Source organism: Helicobacter rappini (genome assembly GCF_900198625.1).
In the GTDB taxonomy this organism is placed as follows: domain Bacteria; phylum Campylobacterota; class Campylobacteria; order Campylobacterales; family Helicobacteraceae; genus Helicobacter_A; species Helicobacter_A rappini.
The window spans coordinates 1-21328 of sequence record NZ_FZPK01000006.1 but is presented as its reverse complement, the minus strand read 5'-3'; the positions used below and the strand labels follow the sequence as shown (position 1 = coordinate 21328).

General features: G+C 34.9%; 18 protein-coding genes, 1 tRNA gene and 1 pseudogene. 3 read left to right on the top strand and 17 right to left on the bottom strand.

Annotated elements, in window-relative coordinates:
- Window positions 1-373 precede the first annotated feature (373 nt).
- The 5 genes and pseudogenes from C6H17_RS13365 to ribH form a co-directional block, all read right to left on the bottom strand.
- A pseudogene (locus tag C6H17_RS13365) lies at window positions 374-733 on the bottom strand (DNA repair protein RadA); the annotation flags it as partial.
- Window positions 734-885: 152 nt separating this feature from the next.
- Window positions 886-1071, bottom strand: coding sequence for a hypothetical protein (locus C6H17_RS01735; protein ID WP_004083978.1), 186 nt, complete (start codon window positions 1069-1071; stop codon window positions 886-888).
- Between the two features lie 34 nt (window positions 1072-1105).
- Window positions 1106-1792 carry an orotidine-5'-phosphate decarboxylase gene (pyrF, locus tag C6H17_RS01730; protein ID WP_005219328.1) on the bottom strand — a complete coding sequence of 229 codons (687 nt, stop codon included), beginning with the start codon at window positions 1790-1792 and terminating at the stop codon, window positions 1106-1108.
- A complete protein-coding gene (nusB, locus tag C6H17_RS01725; RefSeq protein WP_020995547.1) occupies window positions 1789-3039 on the bottom strand; it encodes a transcription antitermination factor NusB in 1251 nt (416 codons plus the stop codon). The genes pyrF and nusB overlap by 4 nt, the downstream gene beginning before the upstream one ends.
- Complete coding sequence (gene ribH / locus C6H17_RS01720; protein WP_004083981.1) at window positions 3039-3506, bottom strand: 6,7-dimethyl-8-ribityllumazine synthase; 468 nt, start codon at window positions 3504-3506, stop codon at window positions 3039-3041. Before ribH ends, nusB begins: the two co-directional genes overlap by 1 nt.
- 121 nt (window positions 3507-3627) lie before the next feature.
- On the opposite strand from ribH, the gene mutY reads away from it, so the two are divergent.
- On the top strand, window positions 3628-4698 hold the full coding sequence (gene mutY, locus C6H17_RS01715; protein ID WP_005219332.1) for an A/G-specific adenine glycosylase: 1071 nt from the start codon (window positions 3628-3630) through the stop codon (window positions 4696-4698).
- A 91-nt stretch (window positions 4699-4789) separates the two neighbouring features.
- Here mutY and C6H17_RS01710 read toward each other — a convergent pair whose 3' ends face one another.
- The 5 genes from C6H17_RS01710 to C6H17_RS01690 form a co-directional block, all read right to left on the bottom strand.
- Window positions 4790-5965, bottom strand: a complete 1176-nt coding sequence (locus C6H17_RS01710) for a sigma-54-dependent transcriptional regulator (RefSeq protein WP_005219334.1) — start codon at window positions 5963-5965, stop codon at window positions 4790-4792.
- A 9-nt stretch (window positions 5966-5974) separates the two neighbouring features.
- Complete coding sequence (locus tag C6H17_RS01705; protein ID WP_005219336.1) at window positions 5975-6799, bottom strand: hypothetical protein; 825 nt, start codon at window positions 6797-6799, stop codon at window positions 5975-5977.
- Window positions 6800-7226: 427 nt separating this feature from the next.
- A complete protein-coding gene (locus C6H17_RS01700; RefSeq protein ID WP_005219339.1) occupies window positions 7227-7910 on the bottom strand; it encodes a toxin-antitoxin system YwqK family antitoxin in 684 nt (227 codons plus the stop codon).
- A gap of 60 nt (window positions 7911-7970) precedes the next feature.
- Window positions 7971-8384 (bottom strand): toxin-antitoxin system YwqK family antitoxin, encoded by a 414-nt coding sequence (locus tag C6H17_RS01695; protein WP_005219341.1) that lies wholly within the window; start codon window positions 8382-8384, stop codon window positions 7971-7973.
- A 279-nt stretch (window positions 8385-8663) separates the two neighbouring features.
- The gene (locus C6H17_RS01690; protein WP_005219342.1) at window positions 8664-9683 is read right to left on the bottom strand and encodes an aspartate-semialdehyde dehydrogenase; all 1020 of its coding nucleotides are present in this window, start codon (window positions 9681-9683) and stop codon (window positions 8664-8666) included.
- 384 nt (window positions 9684-10067) lie between these two features.
- Here C6H17_RS01690 and htpG point away from each other — a divergent pair, with 384 nt between their 5' ends.
- Window positions 10068-11906, top strand: a complete 1839-nt coding sequence (gene htpG, locus C6H17_RS01685) for a molecular chaperone HtpG (RefSeq protein WP_005219343.1) — start codon at window positions 10068-10070, stop codon at window positions 11904-11906.
- 215 nt (window positions 11907-12121) lie between these two features.
- On the opposite strand, the gene C6H17_RS01680 is transcribed toward htpG, so the two are convergent.
- The 6 genes from C6H17_RS01680 to C6H17_RS01655 form a co-directional block, all read right to left on the bottom strand.
- A tRNA-Met gene (locus tag C6H17_RS01680) sits at window positions 12122-12199 on the bottom strand.
- A gap of 339 nt (window positions 12200-12538) precedes the next feature.
- Entirely contained in the window at window positions 12539-13240 is a 702-nt protein-coding gene (gene ung, locus C6H17_RS01675; RefSeq protein ID WP_005219345.1) for a uracil-DNA glycosylase, read from the bottom strand.
- A gap of 2 nt (window positions 13241-13242) precedes the next feature.
- Entirely contained in the window at window positions 13243-13884 is a 642-nt protein-coding gene (locus C6H17_RS01670) for a hypothetical protein (protein ID WP_005219346.1), read from the bottom strand.
- Between the two features lie 271 nt (window positions 13885-14155).
- Window positions 14156-14836: a response regulator transcription factor gene (locus C6H17_RS01665; RefSeq protein WP_005219348.1), complete on the bottom strand. Its 681-nt coding sequence runs from the start codon at window positions 14834-14836 to the stop codon at window positions 14156-14158.
- 122 nt (window positions 14837-14958) lie between these two features.
- The gene (locus tag C6H17_RS01660) at window positions 14959-15687 is read right to left on the bottom strand and encodes a hypothetical protein (protein WP_020995548.1); all 729 of its coding nucleotides are present in this window, start codon (window positions 15685-15687) and stop codon (window positions 14959-14961) included.
- Between the two features lie 257 nt (window positions 15688-15944).
- Window positions 15945-16781: a hypothetical protein gene (locus C6H17_RS01655; RefSeq protein ID WP_005219351.1), complete on the bottom strand. Its 837-nt coding sequence runs from the start codon at window positions 16779-16781 to the stop codon at window positions 15945-15947.
- A gap of 183 nt (window positions 16782-16964) precedes the next feature.
- Between C6H17_RS01655 and C6H17_RS01650 the strand changes: the two genes are divergently transcribed.
- Window positions 16965-18470 (top strand): hypothetical protein, encoded by a 1506-nt coding sequence (locus C6H17_RS01650; protein WP_005219353.1) that lies wholly within the window; start codon window positions 16965-16967, stop codon window positions 18468-18470.
- A gap of 482 nt (window positions 18471-18952) precedes the next feature.
- Here C6H17_RS01650 and C6H17_RS01645 read toward each other — a convergent pair.
- A partial coding sequence (locus C6H17_RS01645; RefSeq protein ID WP_104731316.1) for a YidC/Oxa1 family membrane protein insertase occupies window positions 18953-21328 on the bottom strand: 2376 nt, incomplete at its 5' end.

The following is a 21328-nucleotide window of genomic DNA, read 5'->3' as shown; positions in this document are numbered from 1 at the left end:
CTTTTTGTGTTATTTGATTAGATTCTAGATTCTGTGTCAAATCTGGGTGGGTTGCCGGGTTTAGGGTGTAATTTTTAGAATCTAAATTTTGCATATTGTCATATTTGCAAGTATGGGCAAGAGCTTTGCTCGTGCGAGCCTTTGAAAAAGGCGAAATATCTTTGTTGGATTCTATGCTAGATATTTCGCTACGCTCAACATGACAAGGATTAGAATCTAGATTCCGTTGCTTCTCACTTTGAATTGTATTTGAAAAGCTATTATAAGAATTTGCTTGATTATCTAAATTTGTATTATTTGCATGAAAAGTAGCACTAGATTCTGTATTTAAAGCTAGATTATTTGTGTAAGGATTAGAATCTATATTATAGGACTCGCCATTTGCCAATCCACCTGCCACCTTTAAAAGCAAAGTAGATTTACCAACACCCGGACTCCCACCGATGAGATAAAGCCCACCTCGCACTATCCCACCACCAAGCACAATGTCAAGCTCACTTTGTGTGGAGCTAAATCTATCTAGCACCTCTTCTTGCACTTGTGTGATAGGCAGGGCTTTTGTGCTAGAGTGTGTAGTTTGTGTGTTATTGCTAGAATATGCGTAGCTTAACGCTTCACCCTTTAACTCGATAAGACTTTCCCATGCACTACAATTTGGACATTTACCAAGCCATTTACTGCTTTGCCAACCGCAATGCTGACATTCATAAAGTGTGCTTTTTTTAGCTTTCATTATATGCCTTTATTGATTGATAGATTCACTCACAGGTTCATTGATATTCTAGCACACAATAGACTTTGCTTTGCAGATTTTGCCTTGTAGGGTAAGAATCTCTTATTTGCTTAATTTATACTCAAGCAAATAAATCTTGCACTAATACAAAATTAGTATTCATTCTTTTTATACACGATATAGCCTAGCCATTGTTCTTCTTCTTGTGCTTGTGTATAAATCTTTGCTACCTTAAAATTTACAATCTCTTCGGGGAAAAAATCCACGCAAAATTCATTCATCTTTTTTTGTAACTCTTCTGTTGTTTTCGCGGTAAATATTTGCACTTGCGTAATCATTGCCATTCCTTATTTTAAAGTAGAATACTTATAGCTACATATCACTTAAAATCCGCTTAATCACGCTGAATTTATCATTTGCATTATAAATAGGTCGCCCAACAACTATAAAATCACTCCCCATTTTTTTTGCTACACTTACACTTGCCACTCGTTTTTGATCGTCATTATTAGAATCTTCTAATCGTATGCCCGGCGTTACACAACATAGCGTATTTGATATGCTTTTTATGAGTGAAACTTCATCAATTGAGCATACAAGCCCATCTATACCGCTTTCATACACGATATTTGCAAAGGATTTTACACCCTCTTTGATAGAGATGTTATATATCTCTTTAAAGCCAGATTCATCAAAACTTGTTAAAGCACTCACAGCTACAACACGCATATTTGAAGATTCTGTGCGTAAAAATTTAGCAATAGACTTCATCGCCTCTTTACCACAACTTGCATGGATAGTCATCATATCTACGCCGAGTTGATGACACTCATAAACGCAATCAAGCATGGTATTAGGTATATCATAAATCTTTAAATCTAAAAAGATTTTAAAACCTAAATCCTGCAACATACACACAAAATCCCTGCCATCACGCACAAAGCTACGCAGTCCAACTTTTAGCCATATCTCTTCGTTACTAAAATGCTTTTTAACTTCTTTTGCTAAAGCAAGATTTTCCTGCATACTTGGCATATCAAGGGCGATACATAACTTCATGCTAATCCTTTTTTTGTGTTTTTCTTTTTGCTAGTTTTTGTTGTTTTGGAATCTTTTTGTTTATTGTTTTTAGAATCTAAATTAGTTTTAGATTCTTTTACTCTCTTAGTATCTAAACTAACTTTAGAAACCTTTGCTTTTTTAGAATCTGATTTTTTTTGAAAGTCTTTAGTTTGAATAGCTTCTTGTTTTGTTTTAGAATCTTTGTGGATTTTAGATTCGGTTTTTATTGTAGATTCTAAATTGTTTTTAGAATTTTCTGCTTGTTTAGAATCTCTTATCGCATGTTTTGCTTTATTGTTTTTAGAATCTTTAGCTTGTTTAGAATCTTTTTTTTGCGAAGTTTGTTTTGCTGATTTTATAGCCTGTGTAGTTTTAGATTCTAAATTGTTTTTAGAATCGTTTGTTTTATCGTGTTTAGATTCTAACTTAAGCCTAGAATCTTTTAATGGTTTAGTATCTTTATGACTTTTAGATTCTAATTTACTTTTAGAATCTTTTACTCGCTTAGAATCTTTAGATTGACTAACATGACTAGCTTTTTTAGACATTCTCTCGTGCTTAGATTCTATATTTAAATCTTGTGCTTCTTTATCTTTTTTACTCGCACTTATTTGGATTGATTTTACATGAGTCATATCTGTCTTTTTTGCTGGTATTTGTGCGGAATCTTGCTTTATTTCTTTTTGTATAGTTTGTTTAACCCTTTGTCTTTTTGTAGAATGTGTAGAATCTATTTTGTGTTTTATGGGCTTTTTAGATTCTATACGAGTTTGTTTTATGGAATCTTGTGTTAATTTTTCAGTATTTATTTGTTCTTGTTTTTGTATCAATTCATCTAGCGTTTTAGAATCTGTCTTTGCCACAGAATCAAGTATGCCATTAACTAGTCTAAACGCATCTTGCACATTAAACGACTTTGTAAGCTCAATAGCTTCATTGATAATCACTGCTTTTTGCGTATTTGTTTGCAGCAGCTCATACACACCAAGCTTTATGATATTTTTCTCAATCACGCCCAAACGACTTAAATCCCAACTTTTTAAGAATACATTAATAATATCTGCGATTTTTCTCTCTTCATTACAGATTCCATGCAGTAGATTAAGGGCAAAATCTTGCTGTTTATTGCGTATTTTTTGTGCGTTGAGAAAGGCTTCTGCTTGTTCTATCGCCTTATCATTGCCCAATTCTTTTGCGTATAGAATCTGAATGATAGCTTCTCTTGCTTGTTTTCTTGTCGCCATTAGTCAAGCTGCCTATATATATCGATGAGTTCAATAAGGCTTGCCATCGCTTCAAAGCCCTTATTACCGACCTTTAAGCCCGCACGATCTAGGGCTTGCTCTATGCTATCTGTTGTCAAAATACCAAAGCTAACCGCCCCACCATACTTTAGCGTTACATTTGCGATGCCCTTTGTAGATTCTGCTGCGACATAGTCAAAATGCGGTGTGCCACCACGGATAATCGCCCCAAGCACACACACCCCATCATAATCACCATTTTCAAGCACTTTTTCAAGCACAAAAGGCAGCTCAAAAGCCCCCGGCACTCGTATCAAAGTAAAGTTATCTTCACTCCCACCATGTCGCAAATAGCAATCCTTAGCCCCCTCAATCAATCTTTCAGTTACCATACTATTAAAGCGACTACATAAAACAGCAATCCGCTCATTGCCTTGCAAAGCGATTTTACCTTCTAAAATCTTCATATATAAACCTTTCAATACGCAAAATAAAATCATAATTGTAGCAATAAAAAATAAAATAACTAGTAGTTTTACGCACAATCTGCTATTTTAAGAGAATAATATTTTTGCTATACTTCTCTTTATGAATGCAAATATTTTTCCCACACAAATCACACAAGATTCCGCACACAAAGCAAAAGACATTGCTAAACAATGGCAGATTCAACTCTTAGAGTGGTATGCGATACAGGGCAGAATTTCTCTTCCTTGGCGAAATCTAAAAGGCGAAAATGCCCCTTATGGCGTGTATGTAAGCGAGATAATGCTGCAACAAACGCAAGTAAAAAGAGTGCAAGAACACTACTTTGCCCCATTTTTAAACGCCTTTCCCACACTTGAATCCTTAGCAAAAGCAAATCTAGATTCTATACTCAAGCAATGGGAGGGCTTAGGCTACTACTCCCGTGCGAGAAATATGCAAAAAACTGCTATTATTTGCTGTGAAAAGCATAATGCTACTTTGCCTAATACACGCCAAGATTTGCTTACATTGCCCGGAATTGGTGCATATACTTCAGGGGCGATTTTATGCTTTGGTTTTCATCAAAGTGTGAGTTTTGTAGATGGGAACATTAGACGAGTTTTGTGTAGAATCTTTGCATTACGCGAACCTAACCAAAAGCTTTTAGACGAGCTTGCATTTTTGCTTTTAGACACAAAACATAGTTTTGATTATAATCAAGCCTTGCTTGATTTAGGTGCGATGATTTGCACACCAAAATCGCCTAGCTGCCTTATCTGCCCCGTGCAAAATCTCTGCAATGGCAAGGTAAATCCTACGCTCTATCCCACTCCAAAAACTTCTTCTTTAACCCCACTCACACTTCATCTTTTGTTATATAAAGATTCTCAAGGCAGGATTGCTTTTGTGTATGAAAAAGGGGATAAAGGTGGCTTGTATCAAGGCTTATACAATCTCCCACAACTTGAAACGGGGGCGGTTACAAACAAGCAAGGATTCTACAAATGCGGCAGTTTCAAGCACCACTACACAAAATACGCTATCACCGCAAATGTATATAAACTAGATTCTAAACATTTAGAGATATTAACGCAATCCTTGCCACACATAAAGCTATATTTTCTCTCACAAAAAGAGTTAGAAACTAAACCGCTTTCATCACTCTGTAAAAAGGCATTAGGGTTTGTGTAGATTCTAAGCAATCAGCAACAAAAAATGATACATTGTTTTAAACCTAACAACATAAAAGCTATTTTAGAATCCCATAAGAACACAATCATTCCTAGTTAAACAATCCCTTTTCTCGTTCATCAAGGTATAAATCATTTGCTTCTATAATATCGCCCTCGCTTAGAATACACGATCTCTCAACGACACTTAAAAGTTCTCGTATGTTACCCGGCCAAGTGTATGCTAACATTTTTTCTTGTGCGTCTTTACTAAAAGTCTTTTGCTGAAAGCCATAATGCGTGCAAACCTCTTCTACATGGCTTAGGGCAAGTGGCAAAATCTCTTCTGTGCGTTCTTTTAGTGGTGGAATCTTAATAGGCACGGTTTGCAATCGAAAGAAAAGATCTTCTCTAAACTCTTGATTTGCGATTTTTTCTTGTATATTTGCGTTTGTAGCAGCAATAAATCTCACATCAATTTTTATGGGCTTTGCACTGCCTAGACGCATGATTTCTCTCTCTTGTAAGGCTCGCAATAGCTTTGCTTGCAGTCCCATAGGCATTTCACCGATTTCATCTAAAAATATGCTTCCACCTTGTGCAGATTCTAAGAGACCGGGTTTTGGGGTTGTAGCGTCTGTAAATGCACCTTTTTCATAGCCAAAGAGTTCAGATTCTAAAAGATTTTCTGGTATGGCAGCCATGTTTAATGCTAGAAATGGCGCGTCTTTACGCTTTGAGTTTTCATGGATAAAACGCGCAAAGACTTCTTTACCCACACCGCTTGCACCAAGTAGCAGCACACTTGCATCAGTTGGGGCGGCACGGAGAGCTAGTGTTTTTGCTTCTTCTAGCTTTTTTGAGCTTGATTTAAAAAGCTTTTCTTTGCTTAGAATCTTTTTTGTGCTTTGTGGTGTTTGCTTATGATTTTTATTAAATTCCACTAGCTTTTTTGTGCGATATATGGCTTCAAGTAATTCTTGCGGTTCAAATGGCTTTTGAAAAAAGTCTTTTACGCCAAGGCGGATAGATTCTATAGCTTTATTAAGCGTAGCATTGCCTGTGATTACGATGGCTTCATATCGCCCATTGAGTTTATTAAGAAACTCTAGCCCGTCCATTTGAGGCATATTAATGTCTGTAATGACTAGCTCAAAGCTATCATCAAGGGATTTTAGCGCATCTTTTGGGTTTTTAAAGCTTACGATATTTAGGTCTTTGTAATCTGAAAAAAAGAATTCGAGGCTTTTTCGCATATTAATATCATCTTCGACAATGGCTATTTTCATGACTTTCCTTTAATGTTTTCTATTTGGCGGATTAAATACCTGCAAGGTTAAAATGCCACCATGAAAATCCACAAGCACATAGGAACGCACTTTTGTGAGTGTTTTGGTGCGAGATTCTAGATTTAGGGCGGTATTCATATCATCAAGGTGTGCTTGGTTTAACATAAGGCATTCTAACACTTCCGCTTTGTATTCTTGTAGCAAATTATACAATAAATATTGTGTTTGTTTTCTCACACTTGCTTGCATTTCTGCTTTTGTGTAGTGATTGTAATGCGTGAGTGTGAGAGAGTGTTCTTTTGTATTTATCTCACAAGTTTTTGCGGGATTCTTTTGATTTAGCCTTAATGAATGCAGTGGCACAGAGATTTTATAGTCCTCGCCATAGGGTATTTCATCAATGATTTTGAAAAAATACTGCATGATAAATTCATATTGCTCTGTTGTCGCTATACTATCTTCATCTATGCCATATTCTGGCTTAATCTTTAGTGTGCTATCTTTTTGTATCTCTTTTTGTGCTTCCCTTTGCTTGTAGTAGATAAGGTCTGTTTCTGCGGGATTGCCGCGATATTCCTTACGCATTAAGTCCATTTGGTCTTGCTGCATTTTGAGTAGGCTTGGGTCTTTTGGCAATTGTGTTTCTTTCAGGCTATCTGCTGGTAGTGAGTTGTATATTGAATCTTGTGTATTTAATCTCTCTAGATTTAATATCTCGGGACTTTGTGTATTTTGCATAAGTGTTTTTGTGTCTGCGTGAAGTGGGATATAAAAGCAAAAAAAATAAATTATGATATAAGTATGTATAGAACATATCTTGCCACATGAACGCATAATGTTGCCTTATTATGTATATTAAGATTTATATATGAAGTTTTAATTATAGCAAAGCTTATGTATATTTGCTATCTCTTATTATCTCTTTGTGGATTAGGCAAAGGGATTGAGAGAGATTAAGATTTAAATATAGCAATATAGAATCTAGTGTGATAAAAAGTGATGAGATTCTATAATAACCAAGCTTTAAAGATATGTAGTTATGAATAGATTGCATGGATTTTAGAAGATTAAATCACTTTATATTGTTTGATATTATCTCTTTTATTATTTTTCTCGTTTTACAAATAAAACTTCGTTGTAGTAAAAAATCTTTTATTATTAAAAGACAAAAATGACAAGTCAATAATCTTTGCTATCATGCTAAATAGCCAAGAGATTATAAGCTATGGCAAATAAAAGGCAATAATGCGATATGAAGATATTAGGGCTTTTCACAGATTTTTTTAATAATGAAATCTATATCATAATGCTTTTCTAAATTATGTAAATGTGCGTTGCTAAAAGCCTTGCCATCGCCACATTTGCCACTTATTATTTTTTCATTTTTATAGGTAATCTCTGCAATCAAATCTCCATTTTCATAATACCATTTTTCAACACCATCTTGTTTGCCATCTTTATATGGGGTTTCTCGTTCTAGATTCCCATTTTCATCATACCCTTTTTCAATACCATCTTCCTTACCATTTTTGTATGGGGTTTCTTGGTCTAGATTCCCATTTTCATAATACAATTTTCTAACACCATCTTTTTTGCCATCTTTATGTGGAGTTTCGATTCTTAGATTCCCATTTTCATAATACCATTTTGCAATACCATCTAGTTTGCCATTTTTATATGGATATGTTCCTACTAGTTTTTTATCACTATAAGCTTTTGCAATACCTTCAATCTTACCATTTTTATATGGGAACTCATAAGCACAATCACAAGCTGTCCGCATAAAAGCACCATACTGATAAGGTATCAAAGCCGCTCCTGTATATATTCTCTCAAGACATCCTTGTATCTTATCCTCTTGGCTTTGACATATCTTAAGATTCTCTGCATAGCCTATGCTGCAAGTGATGATAGCACTTAGGGCAAGTTTTATATAATGTTTCATAGTTTTCCTCTCTATTTAGATTAAAGACAATTTATTGTTATGACAATTTAGAGCGTTGCATTACCCACAGGTTTTATACATATCAATCTCGTCCAAACTAAAGGGGTATTCACCGCTTAATACTTTCCCATTAGCACATTTAGCACTGATTGCTTCGCCTTTTTTATAGGTCATCGTTGCGATAAGATTGCCATTTTTAGAATAATATTTTTCAATACCATCTAGTTTGCCATCTTTATATGGAGTTTCTTGTTCTAGATTCCCATTATTTAGATAATACCGTTTTTCAATACCATCTAGTTTGCCATCTTTATATGGAGTTTCCAATACTAGACCATATCCATTAGAAAACCAAAGTTTTTTAACACATCCTTGTATCTTATCCTCTTCGCTTAGACATTCCTTAAGATTCTCTGCATAGCCCATGCTGCATGTGATGATAACACTTAGGGCGAGTTTTATATAATGTTTCATAGTTTTCCTTTAAAGTAGCCTATCTCGCTAGAATGCGTGCCATTTTACAAAAAAAACAAATCAAGGTATTTTATCTATTTGTTTAGTTTTGTATGCTTGGGTTCAGGCGTCCATAAAAGCTATCTTATATGTTAAAAGTGTGGAATCTTAGCCAATCTTTAGAGTAGCTACTAAAGATTAAAGAGAGATGTATCTATTGTGTATAAGTCGCATTAAGCTTTGTGGTGAGTAAAGCTATGATATATAGCTATGTAATGATATGTGTTACAATGATATATGTTACAGGGCAATCCACTTTTCAGCGATACGCACAGCATTTGTCGCCGCACCAACACGCACTTGGTCTGCTACGCAAAATAAATGTAAAATGCGTTTATCATAGTTATCCACTCTTATCCTGCCTACAAAGGTCTCATCGGTATCTGTGGCGATGAGTGGCATTGGGTATTCATTATCACTTGGGCTATCTATCACTACGACACTTTCAGCCTTTTTTAGAATCTCTCTTGCCTTGTCTGCATTCACTTCATCTTTAAAGCGAATGCTTAAAGTCTCGCTATGACTGCGTAAAATCGGCACTCGCACACAAGTCGCTGAAATCTCAAAGTTTGCGTGCATAATCTTTTGACTTTCATTTATCATTTTCATCTCTTCTTTTGTGAAGCCATTATCAAGGAATGTGTCAATATGGGGGATAAGATTTAGGGCGATTCTGTGTTGAAAGGCTTTTGGGATAACAGAATCAAGCTCAAACGCAAAGAATTTCTGCATTTGCATGATGAGTTCTTCCATGCCTTTTTTACCCGCTCCACTTACCGCTTGATAGGTGCTAACATCTACTCGCTCAATGCCAAATGCCTTATGCAAAGGGGCTAATACATGCACCATTTGTATGGTGGAGCAATTTGGATTTGCAATAATTGTAGAATCTTTTTTAATGTCTTCTGGATTTACTTCAGGCACAACAAGCGGAATAGAATCTTGCATACGAAAAAAGCTCGTATTATCAATCACAATAGCCCCAGCTTCCACCGCACTCTTAGCAAATCTCTCGCTCACACTCCCACCAGCACTAAAAAAGGCAATCTCTATGCCTTCATCTTTAAATACTGAATCTGTTGTCTCTAAAACCTTTATTTTTTGATTTTTAAACTCTATGCTATCACCAGCACTACGCGCACTAGCAAGTGGGACTAGCCTTTTCACCGGGAAGTCTCTCTCATCTAAAATCCGTAACAATTCCTCACCAACTGCACCTGTAACGCCTACAATGCCTACTACAAATTCTTTTTTTGACATTTTTATCCTTTAATGTATTGCTGTGTTTTATGAATTTTATAATTATAACCATAAATAATGCAAATTGATTTTACTTTTATGCGACACAATTGGTGTAGCATGTTTATAAAAGTCATATCCTTATGCTTCAATTACACTTTTTACTTCAAAAATGCGGATTCTCTCCATTTATCCCTATGTTGTTTGTAAAGCTAGGCATAATGTATGCTGATAAATCCTTTTAATCCCTGCATTATAGAAACATAGCAGTATATTATAATTAATGACTAAAAAAACATTATATCAATATACTAATTAAAGTTAATAATATTGACTAAAGGTTGTATTTATTTATCAAACTTATGTTATAATTGCTAACTCAAAATATGAAATTAGGAGTTTAATATGGCAAAAAAAGCATTTCAAACAGAAATCAAGCAATTACTTGATTTAATGATACATTCTCTTTATTCTAATAAAGAAATATTCTTACGCGAACTTATCTCAAATGCAAGTGATGCTCTCGATAAGCTAAATCATCTCACACTAAGCGATGATGCGTATAAAAGCCTTGTGTTTCACCCAAGGATTACCATTAGCTTTGATAGTGAAAAAAAGATTCTAAAAATCGCTGATAATGGTATCGGTATGAATGAAGATGACCTAAATAATCATCTTGGCACGATAGCAAAAAGTGGCACAAAAAGCTTTTTAGAGAATCTAAGTGGCGATAAAAAGAAAGATTCTAATCTTATCGGGCAGTTTGGCGTAGGTTTTTACTCAAGCTTTATGGTGGCTGATAAAGTGGTTGTAAATACAAAAAAGGCTCTTGATACAAAAGCATATACATGGATAAGTAGTGGCGATGGTGAATATGAGATTCTAGAATCAAGTAAGGAAGACTATGGCACAGAAATCACACTCTATCTTAAAGATGATGCAAAAGAGTATTGCAACAAATGGAGTATTGAAGATGTGATTAAGCGATATTCAAATCATATTCAATTCCCTATATTTTTGCAATACACAGAAGAGAAAAAAGAAGAGGGCAAAGAAGAGACTATTAAGGAAGAGAAAGAAGACCAAGTCAATAAAGCAAAAGCCCTTTGGACGATGTCAAAAAGTGAGTTAAAAAAAGAGGATTATGAAGACTTTTTTGGCACACTTGCCTATGACAAAGAAAAGCCTATAAGCTATATACACACTCATGCTGAAGGGAAATTGCAGTATAAAAGCCTATTTTATATCCCCGCAACACCGCCATTTGACATGCAAAGAATGGATTATAAATCACATGTGAAGCTGTATGTAAAACGCGTGTTTATAACTGATGATGATAAAGAATTATTGCCTTCATACTTGCGATTTATACATGGGATAATTGATAGCGATGACTTGCCATTAAATGTAAGCAGAGAGATATTGCAAGAAAATAAGATTCTAGAACAAATCAAAAGTGCATCAGTTAAAAAAGTATTAAGCATGATAGAATCTCTTGCAAAAGATGAAGCAAAATATAAAGATTTTTATACAAAATATGGCAAAGTGCTAAAAGAGGGGCTATATGGCGATTATGAAAATAAAGAGAAGCTATTGCAACTTATGCGTGCGTATTCGCTGAAAAAGGGCGAGTATATAAGCCTTAAAGCCTATAAAGAAGCGATGAGTGCAGATCAAAAAGGTATATTCTATGCAATAGGCAAGGATTTAGAAACGCTGAAAAATAATCCTGTGTTAGAGAAATTTAAAGACTATGATGTGCTGTTGTTTGCCGATGAGGTGGATAACTTTGTCATTCCTACAATTGGCGAGTTTGATGGCACAAAGCTGCTTGATATTAATAGTAAAGAGGCAAGTGAGGGTATCAAAAGTGAGATTAGTGAAGAGCAAAAGAAAGCTTTTGAAACTCTTATAGAATCTTTTAAAGGGCTAGATGGTGTAAATGAAGTAAATCTTAGCGATAGTCTCACTTCACCTTTAGCACTCACTGATGAAGGTATGCAAAATAGCTATATGGAGCAAATCATGCGGCAAATGGGGCAGGAAATGCCAGAACCAAAAAAGAATGTAGAGATTAACATAAACCATGAATTGATACAAAAGATTAAAGATATGCCTAAGGATTTACGCGATAAATACTGCCTTATACTCTTTAATGGTGCAAAAATACTTGAGGGGCAAAGCCTAAAAGATTCTAAAAGCTATGTTGATAGCGTGCATGAAATGCTGTTAAAGAGTATTTAGGGTTGTAATTATTGGAGGGGATATTATTTTAATGTGTGTTTGGAATCTAGTAAGATTTTACACACAATCCTATATTATGTAATTTTTGCATTTGCGAAATGATCTATCTATTGATAATATTTATCCATTAAGACTTTACAAAAAAACTTACTGCTGAAATAAAACTGAAATGATCTTATGATTCATAAAAATTAATAAGAGATTATGCAGATATATGGTGTCAAGGGGGGGACTTGAACCCCCGACCTCCGGCTTATGAGACCAGCGCTCTAAACCAGCTGAGCTACCCTGACATTTAGAGAAAGCGTATTATAGCACAATAATATATACAAAGTCAAGTCTCTTGGCTTTGAAGCATTTATGAGATTTATATATTTTGATTGTATTTTCTCATATAAGGAATTAATGTGGTATTTTGGGTGGGACTATAACATATTTTAAGTTTTTGCACAATGCTGCATAAATTGCTAAAACATGCAACATAGAAGTAAGTGAGAGCAACAATAATATATAAAATTAATTTATGCAATGTTTTTAACAAAATACTAAGGGATTTATCTATGCGTGTATATACCACATGATTCATAAAACTATTTTTAGCTTTTTTATAGATGTATAGGATTTTAAAGCCTTTAAATAATACGCCAATCCATAGGCATTTTACCCATATCTTGCAGAGCTTTATTTGCCTGCAAGAATACACCGCTGCCTACAAAACCCCTAGCAAGTGGGCTAGGATGTGGGGCTGTGATGATTGCGTGTTTTGTGCTATCAATTAGAGAGATTTTCTTTTTAGCGAAATTCCCCCATAACATAAATACAATACCACTAAAATGCGTTGAGAGAGCATGAATTACAGAATCTGTGAAAGTTTCCCAGCCAAAATGCTTATGCGAACCTGCCATGCCTTTTTGCACACTAAGGATAGCGTTAAGCAATAGCACACCTTTTGTAGCCCATTGTGTTAAATCACCATGATTTGGCATACAAATCCCTAGACTATTTTCAAGCTCTTTGTAAATATTTTTTAAGCTAGGTGGTATTGGCACGACTTTTGGCACACTAAAGCTTAAGCCCATAGCCTGCGGTATTTCTCCATCTTGTGTAAAAATGCTACCATGATAGGGGTCCTGTCCCAAGATTACAATGCGAACAGATTCTGGTGGCGTGAGATTAAATGCGTTGAAAATCAGATCATTTGGTGGAAATATCGCATTTTTGTGCGTTTGCAAGGCTTGTTTATAATGCTTTATGATTTCTAAAAAATAGGGTTTGCTAAACTCATCTTTAAGTAGATTAACCCATTGTGGTGAAAGTGTTTTGGGTATCAACATGATTAATGATTAGAACTCAAAGAGCCATTATAGATATATTGCACAGGTTTGCGAAACTCCATTCTTGACACGGTGTCATTAATCAAGTTTGTAAAGACATGTAAATCTGTGTATTGTCCACTATCAACGGCTGCATTCCCTGCTACATACAGCACCCTAGTCTTTTTATACACATCATACCAATCAAATGCTACGCGATAAGCATCTCGCACAACTCGCTTTGTGTTTTTCTTTGTAGATTCGCCATTTTTCGTGTCAATACTACATGAAGGGACACCATTTATCACATTACAAACACCTGTTGCATTAAATGTATATTGGTAGTTACTTGCTGGATCTAGCTGCTCTTTAGCAACGCGAATGTAGATCACATTTCTAGCATAGGAAGTATCAATCTGCCCTTGCATATAGATATTATTAAATCCCCTTTTTTTAAAGGCCAGCAACGCTTGTCCTGCATAGTATTTTGATGAAAGATCCCACGGGTCTGATACGATAATTGTCGGTGCATTTGTATCAAAATCATAGGTTGGCAACACGGTGGAATAATATTCTGCTTTATAGTTACCTTGAGAACAAGCTGCAAATATAAACGCAAGAAAAAGCAGTGATACAAATCTTATTGAAATAAAAAATCTTAACATCAAAATCCCTTAGATACAAAATCCTTATAGAATCTAAAATCATAAAAGCAAAAAAGATTCCAAGCAACCATAGAGAGTATGATAGCATAATAAAGCAAGTTTTATTCTTTGGTTATGAATCTTATCCACTCTAAAGTTCTTGCCATATTGAGATAATCCCCTCTCACTTACCTTAAAAATGTCTATTTAGACCCACACTTTCAACATGCATGGAAATATGCAACCATCACACAACAAACATGCACATATTGCATACTATACATTATAATCTTTATGCTTCTAACTTATAGCCGACACCACGCACAGAAATGATATATTGTGGATTTTTAGGATTCTCTTCTATCTTTGATCGTAATCTGCCGATGATAACATCAATGCTTTTATTTGAGCTTTCTGGATTAATAGACTCAGATTCAATAGCGATTGCTTCCCTGCTGAAAACATGCCCTTTTTTACTGATAAGCAAGGTTAGAATCTCATATTCAGCCCTTGTTAAATCAAGCTTTTTATCTTTGAAAAACACTTCCCTTGTGTCCTTATCAATGGAAAATATCACAGATTTATCTGCTATCTTTTCTTCTGCCATTTTTTGTGAATAGCGACGGAGTAAGGACTGAATGCGCGCTACAAGCTCTTTTGGATCATAAGGCTTTGGGATATAGTCATCTGCACCGCTATCAAGGGCTTTTACCTTATCATTTACATCGCTTCTTGCTGATGATATGATTATAGGAATGTTTTTTTGTTTTGCGACTTTTTTGCACACTTCGAGTCCATCAAGATTTGGCAAAGTAAGATCAAGTAATAAAAGATCAAAATGCTTTGTTGCAAGTGCTGACATGCCCGTATATGGCTCATCATAGTTTGTTACATGAATGTCATGTTGCTTCAGATAATCACTCAATACTTCGGCTAATTCAACATCATCTTCAATCATTAAAATTTCTAACATTATACACCCCTGCTATTACTAGGTTTAAACGGCTTGTATTGTATAGTATATTTCATAAAAACCGCCTTAATTCCACAGAAACAGAATCTAGCATACTACGCTACTTAGGCATTAGCTTTCAACTATTTTGTTGTCCTTATAATATAAGGCACACCTTGCACACCTGCAGCAAGGCTCTCTTCTGAAATGCGTGTCATAAGATCATTATTGCCAACCTTTGGTGCATAATCAGCACGAAATACCTTTTTTAATAACGCAATCTTTTGGTCTCTGTTTTTTACGCTTTGTAATTCCTGATAATATCCAGCAGTTCTATTCTGTGCTTTTTGTCCCAATATACCCACCATTAATACTTCAAGATTTGCATCTTTTAAATAGTCATCAAGGTGTGCTATTTCTTGCAAACAATAAGGGCAAGTGGTATCTAAAACCATATATATGGTGTTTTTTGATGGCTTTGTAGATTCTATCTTTAAGACTGAACTTGAATGCTTTTTAAATAAAGCTAATATTTTAGAATCTTTCATATCCTTATTATATTTATTCACCCCATCAATACTAGCACGCAAAGCACTACCACTATTACTTGTCGCAATGCCCTCTGCTAAAGGTATCATATAGCTGCCATCTTTGCTAACAAGTAGTGCCATTCTCTCTTTATTTGGAGATTCTAAAATGATAACTGAAGCATCTTTTAATGGCTCTTGTGTGTTAGAGATAACCTTAAAATCTAGCTTTGTATTTTCTTTTAAAAACTTCTGGACCACCTTGCTAGAATCTTGTGCCATCATGCTATGAGAAGTGAGACTTAATCCAAGCAGACCTAGTGAGATAAAATAAGATATCTTCATAATATTCCTTTTTTGTAATTTGCAATGCGTAATTGTATAACGCTTTTGTTAATTATCTAAAAAGTTTATATTGCTTTGAGATTATTTCATTTACTTGTTGTAGTTAATGTTTTATGTTATTTGCTGGGTTTCTAACTCTTTTTTGTTTTATATATAAGCTTTTCATTAACCCAATCTTACAACCATATAAAACTAGCCCTACTGCATTAATCATTTACCCATTACAAAAATTGTTTTACCACATATCCCAACTATAGCTAAAGCACATTGCATGTAAATTTTACATTCATGCTAAGTTTTAATGGAACAACAAAAGATTCCATAAGACTTTTTATATTGATTTTAGAATCCACATTGCCTTGACTTGTAAAATCATTTGCATTATGACCTAGTATTTTTCTATCCACCGCATACATTGGATTGTCATAGAGTGAAATGTTTAGAAATGACATATTTGCAATATTGCATTTTGCATTGAGATTCTTGCTGTATTCATCTTTTAGCATATTTGCTTGTTTTATGATTTGCTCTCTTAGTGCAATTTTCTGTGTCTCTTGGAGTGAATCCGACAAAACAAATTTAAACGCATGATTTCTAAAATCTAGCCATTCATCTTGATATACAACCTTTTTTATTTGCGATACAAACTCTTCATATTGCTTATAAGTTTCTTCTTTCATTTTGCATTTTATGTTGAAAGAGATGCTATATCCAGCCTTCATTTCATTTTTGTCATCATAGGTTTCAGTTGGTCCAAAAGTATAAGGGCTATATTTACAAATATCCTTGTTTGCTTGGGCTAGAGTGATTATGGAATCTAGCTTTTTTGTGATATGCTCTCTTTGTGATTCTGTAAGTGTGGGGGTATTTTTTAGAATCTTGCTTTCTACTATGCTAAGCTCCATTTGCAATAAATCTGGCTTAATGTCCTTTGAAGTTTCAATAGATTGTGAGATTTCTATGTGATTATTTTGTGTTGCTTCTACCACATTTTTATGTGTAAATTTCTGCACCACAAAAATATCAAAGGCAATGCCACCCGCAAATAAACACAGCACAATGCACGCAACGCCGATAAATTTAACCCAACGCATATAAATCCTTTCTATACAAAATACCTTAATTATAAGAGCTATATTTCAAGTTTTAGCTATTTGTATTATTTAGATTCCAAAACGAATATAAAAATGAGATTTGATACACATTTTACATAGACGAACTTTTGCTTTTACAAAGGGTTTTTACAATACCGCCAACATTTCAACGATTAGGAGATCATGATGAAGAAAGTTTTTTCAGTAGTGCTTGCAGGAGCATTATTCCAAGTGGCGTTTGCAGAGACACAAACACAAAATAGCGAACAAGTAGCACAAGATTCTGCCCCACAAGAAGTAGCAGTAGCACCTGCAAAAAAAGAGAATAAACTAAAAGATTTAGTAACAAATGCAAAAGTTAGTGGCTTTGGCTTTGCGAGATTCTTTACTATTAATGGATTTGATAATATTGGACAAAATGGGCAAAGTCAGCAGTATAGAATAAAGCTTGATGTAACAAGTGGTAAGATATATGGCTTTAGTGCGACTGCCGGTCTTTTCTTCTCTCAAGGATCAAGCACACCAGATGTAGGAAGCAACACAAATGGTGCTGTGCAAGGTGGTCGTGGGACTGCATTTACAAATAACTTTTCAGATAGATTCAATATCTCACAAATATTTGCAAGTAAAGAATTTGATATAGGTTCTTTTAGCACAAAGATTGATGCAGGAAAGATTAATATCTCTTCACCACTGAGTGATAATAAAGTGGATTTAGGCACAGGCTTTGTGGCTAATGCAAAGCAAAAAATAGATGGTGGCAGCATTAAATACCACGCTTCATTCTATGATAGCTGGAGTGGCGATCATGTAGGATATAATATCCGCACAAGATTATCAAGCAACGATCATACTTCAGCCGCAGGTGTTGGCATAGGTAATAATCTCACATTGCTTGGTATGGGTGGTAATGTGATGAAGAAGGCTTTAGATTTTAATGTCTATGTGGGAAATATCTATGGTTTTATGGACTTTTTGCTTTATGGTGAGGCAAAGTATGGCATGAAGCTGGGTGATTCTATGAAGCTTTCAATCCTTGCACAAACAAGCATGGCAGCATTAAATGGTAAGCCCCATCTTTATCTTGGACTAAATGGAAAAAGCATAGATAGAGTATTTGATACGGAATTGGCAAATGCAGCAAAATTTCGCGGACTTTATAATATTCAAGCAAAACTTGCTATTGATAAATTCTCTCTAAAAGCTGGATATCTAGGAAGCTTTGGCGATGGCTATGGCACACTTTTAGACTATAAAGGTGGCATTGATACCGCAGGAAAAATATGGAATGGCAACCTTACAGCAACCTATGAGGGCTTAGGTATGCTAGGGTCTGGTAGCTTTAAAAACTCAAGTATCAATGTCGCCTATATAGCAGCTGAATATGGCTTTAAGATTCCATTAAAAGTGGGACTTGATGTAGCGTATGTGTTTGGTAATACTTATATGCCAGAACTTAAAGTATCGCCAAATGATTCTGGAAGCTCTCTTAATCCTAGCCCAACATGGTGGGTTGGTGGTGCTAAGGTAGGTAGTCAAAGCTTTATTAAAAATGCAAGTTTTGTAGAGATTACACCACATATTACCTATAAGTTTTTTGATAAGCTAGAGCTTTCTTTCCTAGCAGCAACATTGGCAGGCGATATAGATTTCTTTAAGACTAGAACAGAATTGAAATATACTTTCTAGACATTTTCTCCTTTTTCATATACTCTTTTTTGTGCAACACTTAGTGTGTTGTGTGATTTTTCATATTGCTAGATAATAAGTTTTATGAATAATTCATTTTTTTTACTTTTTTTTGTGACTTGTATATTGTGTTACAGATATTGTTAGCTTATAGTGGTTTTAGCTGTCAAAACTTAAGATTGCATGAGACAGCTGGAGAATTTGCTGTTTATTAAGTCGATGTATTTAAGCTTAATGGCTTTTAAGTGTCGTTAAAATCTTACAAGGGTAGCTATATTTGCGTGAAAATAAAAATGTAGATTCCCACAACCATAATGCGTAAAATCGAATTGATACAATTATTTCAAAAATCTTGCTGGGACAAAATATTGAAAATAGTAACTTTTATAAGCCTCCATCTTTTCTCCCATATGCTTTTGCAATTTTGTGATTTGTGTAATACTTTTTTGCCTTAAGAATACTTAAGCCCCCACTTCTTTTATTTATTTTAATTCCGCTTCTTGCACTTGCCATGCCTTTTCATCGTAAATATCGCTACCATCAAATATATAAAGCTTTGAGACTTTAAAGCTGTTTTTATTTTGACTCTCAAGATTCCAGCCACCCCCCATAATCATCAACTGAAGTCTTCTTTTGTGTGGAATGGAATCAAGTGTAATTGAGTCTATATTGGGGCAGCCCTCTTTCAGATTCTTGCAAAATAATGCAGGGATATCATAATTTGTAATGATTCTAGAATCTTGTCTCATTTCGCCTTTAGAATGCAGGGGCTTGTAAAATAGCGGAATGTGGAAGTTTGTCTGTGTGGGGAGAAACTTACTTTGTGCGCCATGATCTGCCGTGATAAAAATCTCTGTATTATCATATACGCCCAACTCCTGCAGTCTCTCTAATATTTGGGCTACCCATTGCCACGCACACTTTTCACTATTGTAATGCCCTTCCGATACGCCATAAACATTATCTTGTGGTGAGGCGATTTCCCTTGGATTAATCATGCAGGCAGAATCTAATCCATAAGGATTATGCGTAATACTATTGTGAATAAACTTAAATGTAGGTTTTGTTGCTTCTATTGTTGTTTCCTTTGCCAACACATTAAGTTCAGCCACACCTCTTAGCGAACTCATACTCACTACCCCCTGCTTACTAAAGAGCCAAACCCCACGACGATATATACCTTTTCTAATGACATAAGTTGCACTTCTAAATAAACCATAAGAAATCAATTGTCGCACAGGCATTTCATCAGTTTTTACTCCACCTAAATATTTTTCGACATATATGTTTTGCAAATCAGTTGTATCAAAAACATTGGTGTTTGTATTTTTTAACAACGGATATAAATGCACCTCATCTGTTGGGAAATCAAGTGTGCTAGACACCGCATAACCAGCATTTTCAAAAGTATTTAAGGTGCTAGCATAACCCCTTGCAATCTCATTTGCTAGACCATCGTTAATATTTCTTGCATTAATATTTAAGGCGGTATAATATTTTCCGGCAATAATACTTGTTAATGTTGGTAGTGTTAGCCCAGATGTACTCAACGCATTTGTAAAGTCAATAAAGCCTTTGAAAGAAGTTTTTAAGTTTTCATTTTCTTTAAACAAATCATGAACAACATACCCATCGGATCTATCTAATATTAACACTAAAATATTGTTATGTTCTTTTGCAAAATCAAGTATTTGTGTTTTTTTCGTTGCCTTATCTGTCACTAAATTCTGCGCTTTATCTCGTTCTGCAGTATAATTCACAGCCATTGCTAAAGAAAATGTTGCATTCACTATTACTATAGCTAAAAATATTTTACATGCTTGAATAATGTATTTTGTCACTTTAAAGATTAATAGCAACAAGGCTACAACAAAACATGAGGCAATCATTATTCCATCAATAATCTCATGTTTGCTGTCTATTCCAATACTTTTTTCAAAGAAAAAATGACTCATAACGCCATAATCACCACGCAAAACAAAGCCATAACTCACGCCTAATAACATAAGAGCTAAAAATATCCACGCTATGAGCCATAAAATAAAGATAAAGATTCTGCTATTGTGATTTACAAAGCTTATGATGTAGATAAGCATAAATGAAGTAAGTATAAAAAACCCAAACAATGCTGCTAAAGTTGGTGGTATTGTCTCTAGTGCAAAGGCGTTTAAATCCGTTACATACAGGGCATAGGGGCTAGATACGCATATCATAAAGCTTAGGCTGATAATTATATATTGAATGAGTTTGTAGAGATTTTGATTTGGTGTTTGTGTAATTTTAGAATCTATTTGAGAATCCGCAATTCTAGTATCTTGGTTAAGATTTGAAACATTAGAAACTTGGCATTCTACGTCAACCCTATCCGCACTTTCACACATTCTAGTAATTGCAGTATTGCTTTGTGAGTTTTGTGTGGATTTGGGGGCAGGAGTTACCTTAGTGGTAATGACTGCCTCCAAAGACACACAATCTTGCGAATGATTACTCAAAGATGAATGTTTTTTGTGTTTAAATATCTCTTTAAACAACGCAAACGCCATATTACAAGTCCAATATAATACTAACGCACTTGGCATACTATAAAGTAGCACCAAGAACAATAAAGCAATCAAACTCCCTTGTATTCTTGCACCTAGCTCTTTTGAGCTATAAAAGACATTGATTAAAGTAAAAGCTGTCATCAGTAAAGGCAGTATGTGAATGCTTAAGCCAAACAGCATAATAGAATCTGGCTTGCTTAAATCATCTATCCATAGAAAGCGGACACTTTGTAGATATTCAGCTTTGTTAATAATCTCATACATTGCAAAAAAGAATGGAATCTGCAAAGCCAACCCGCCAAGACTACGCAGAGC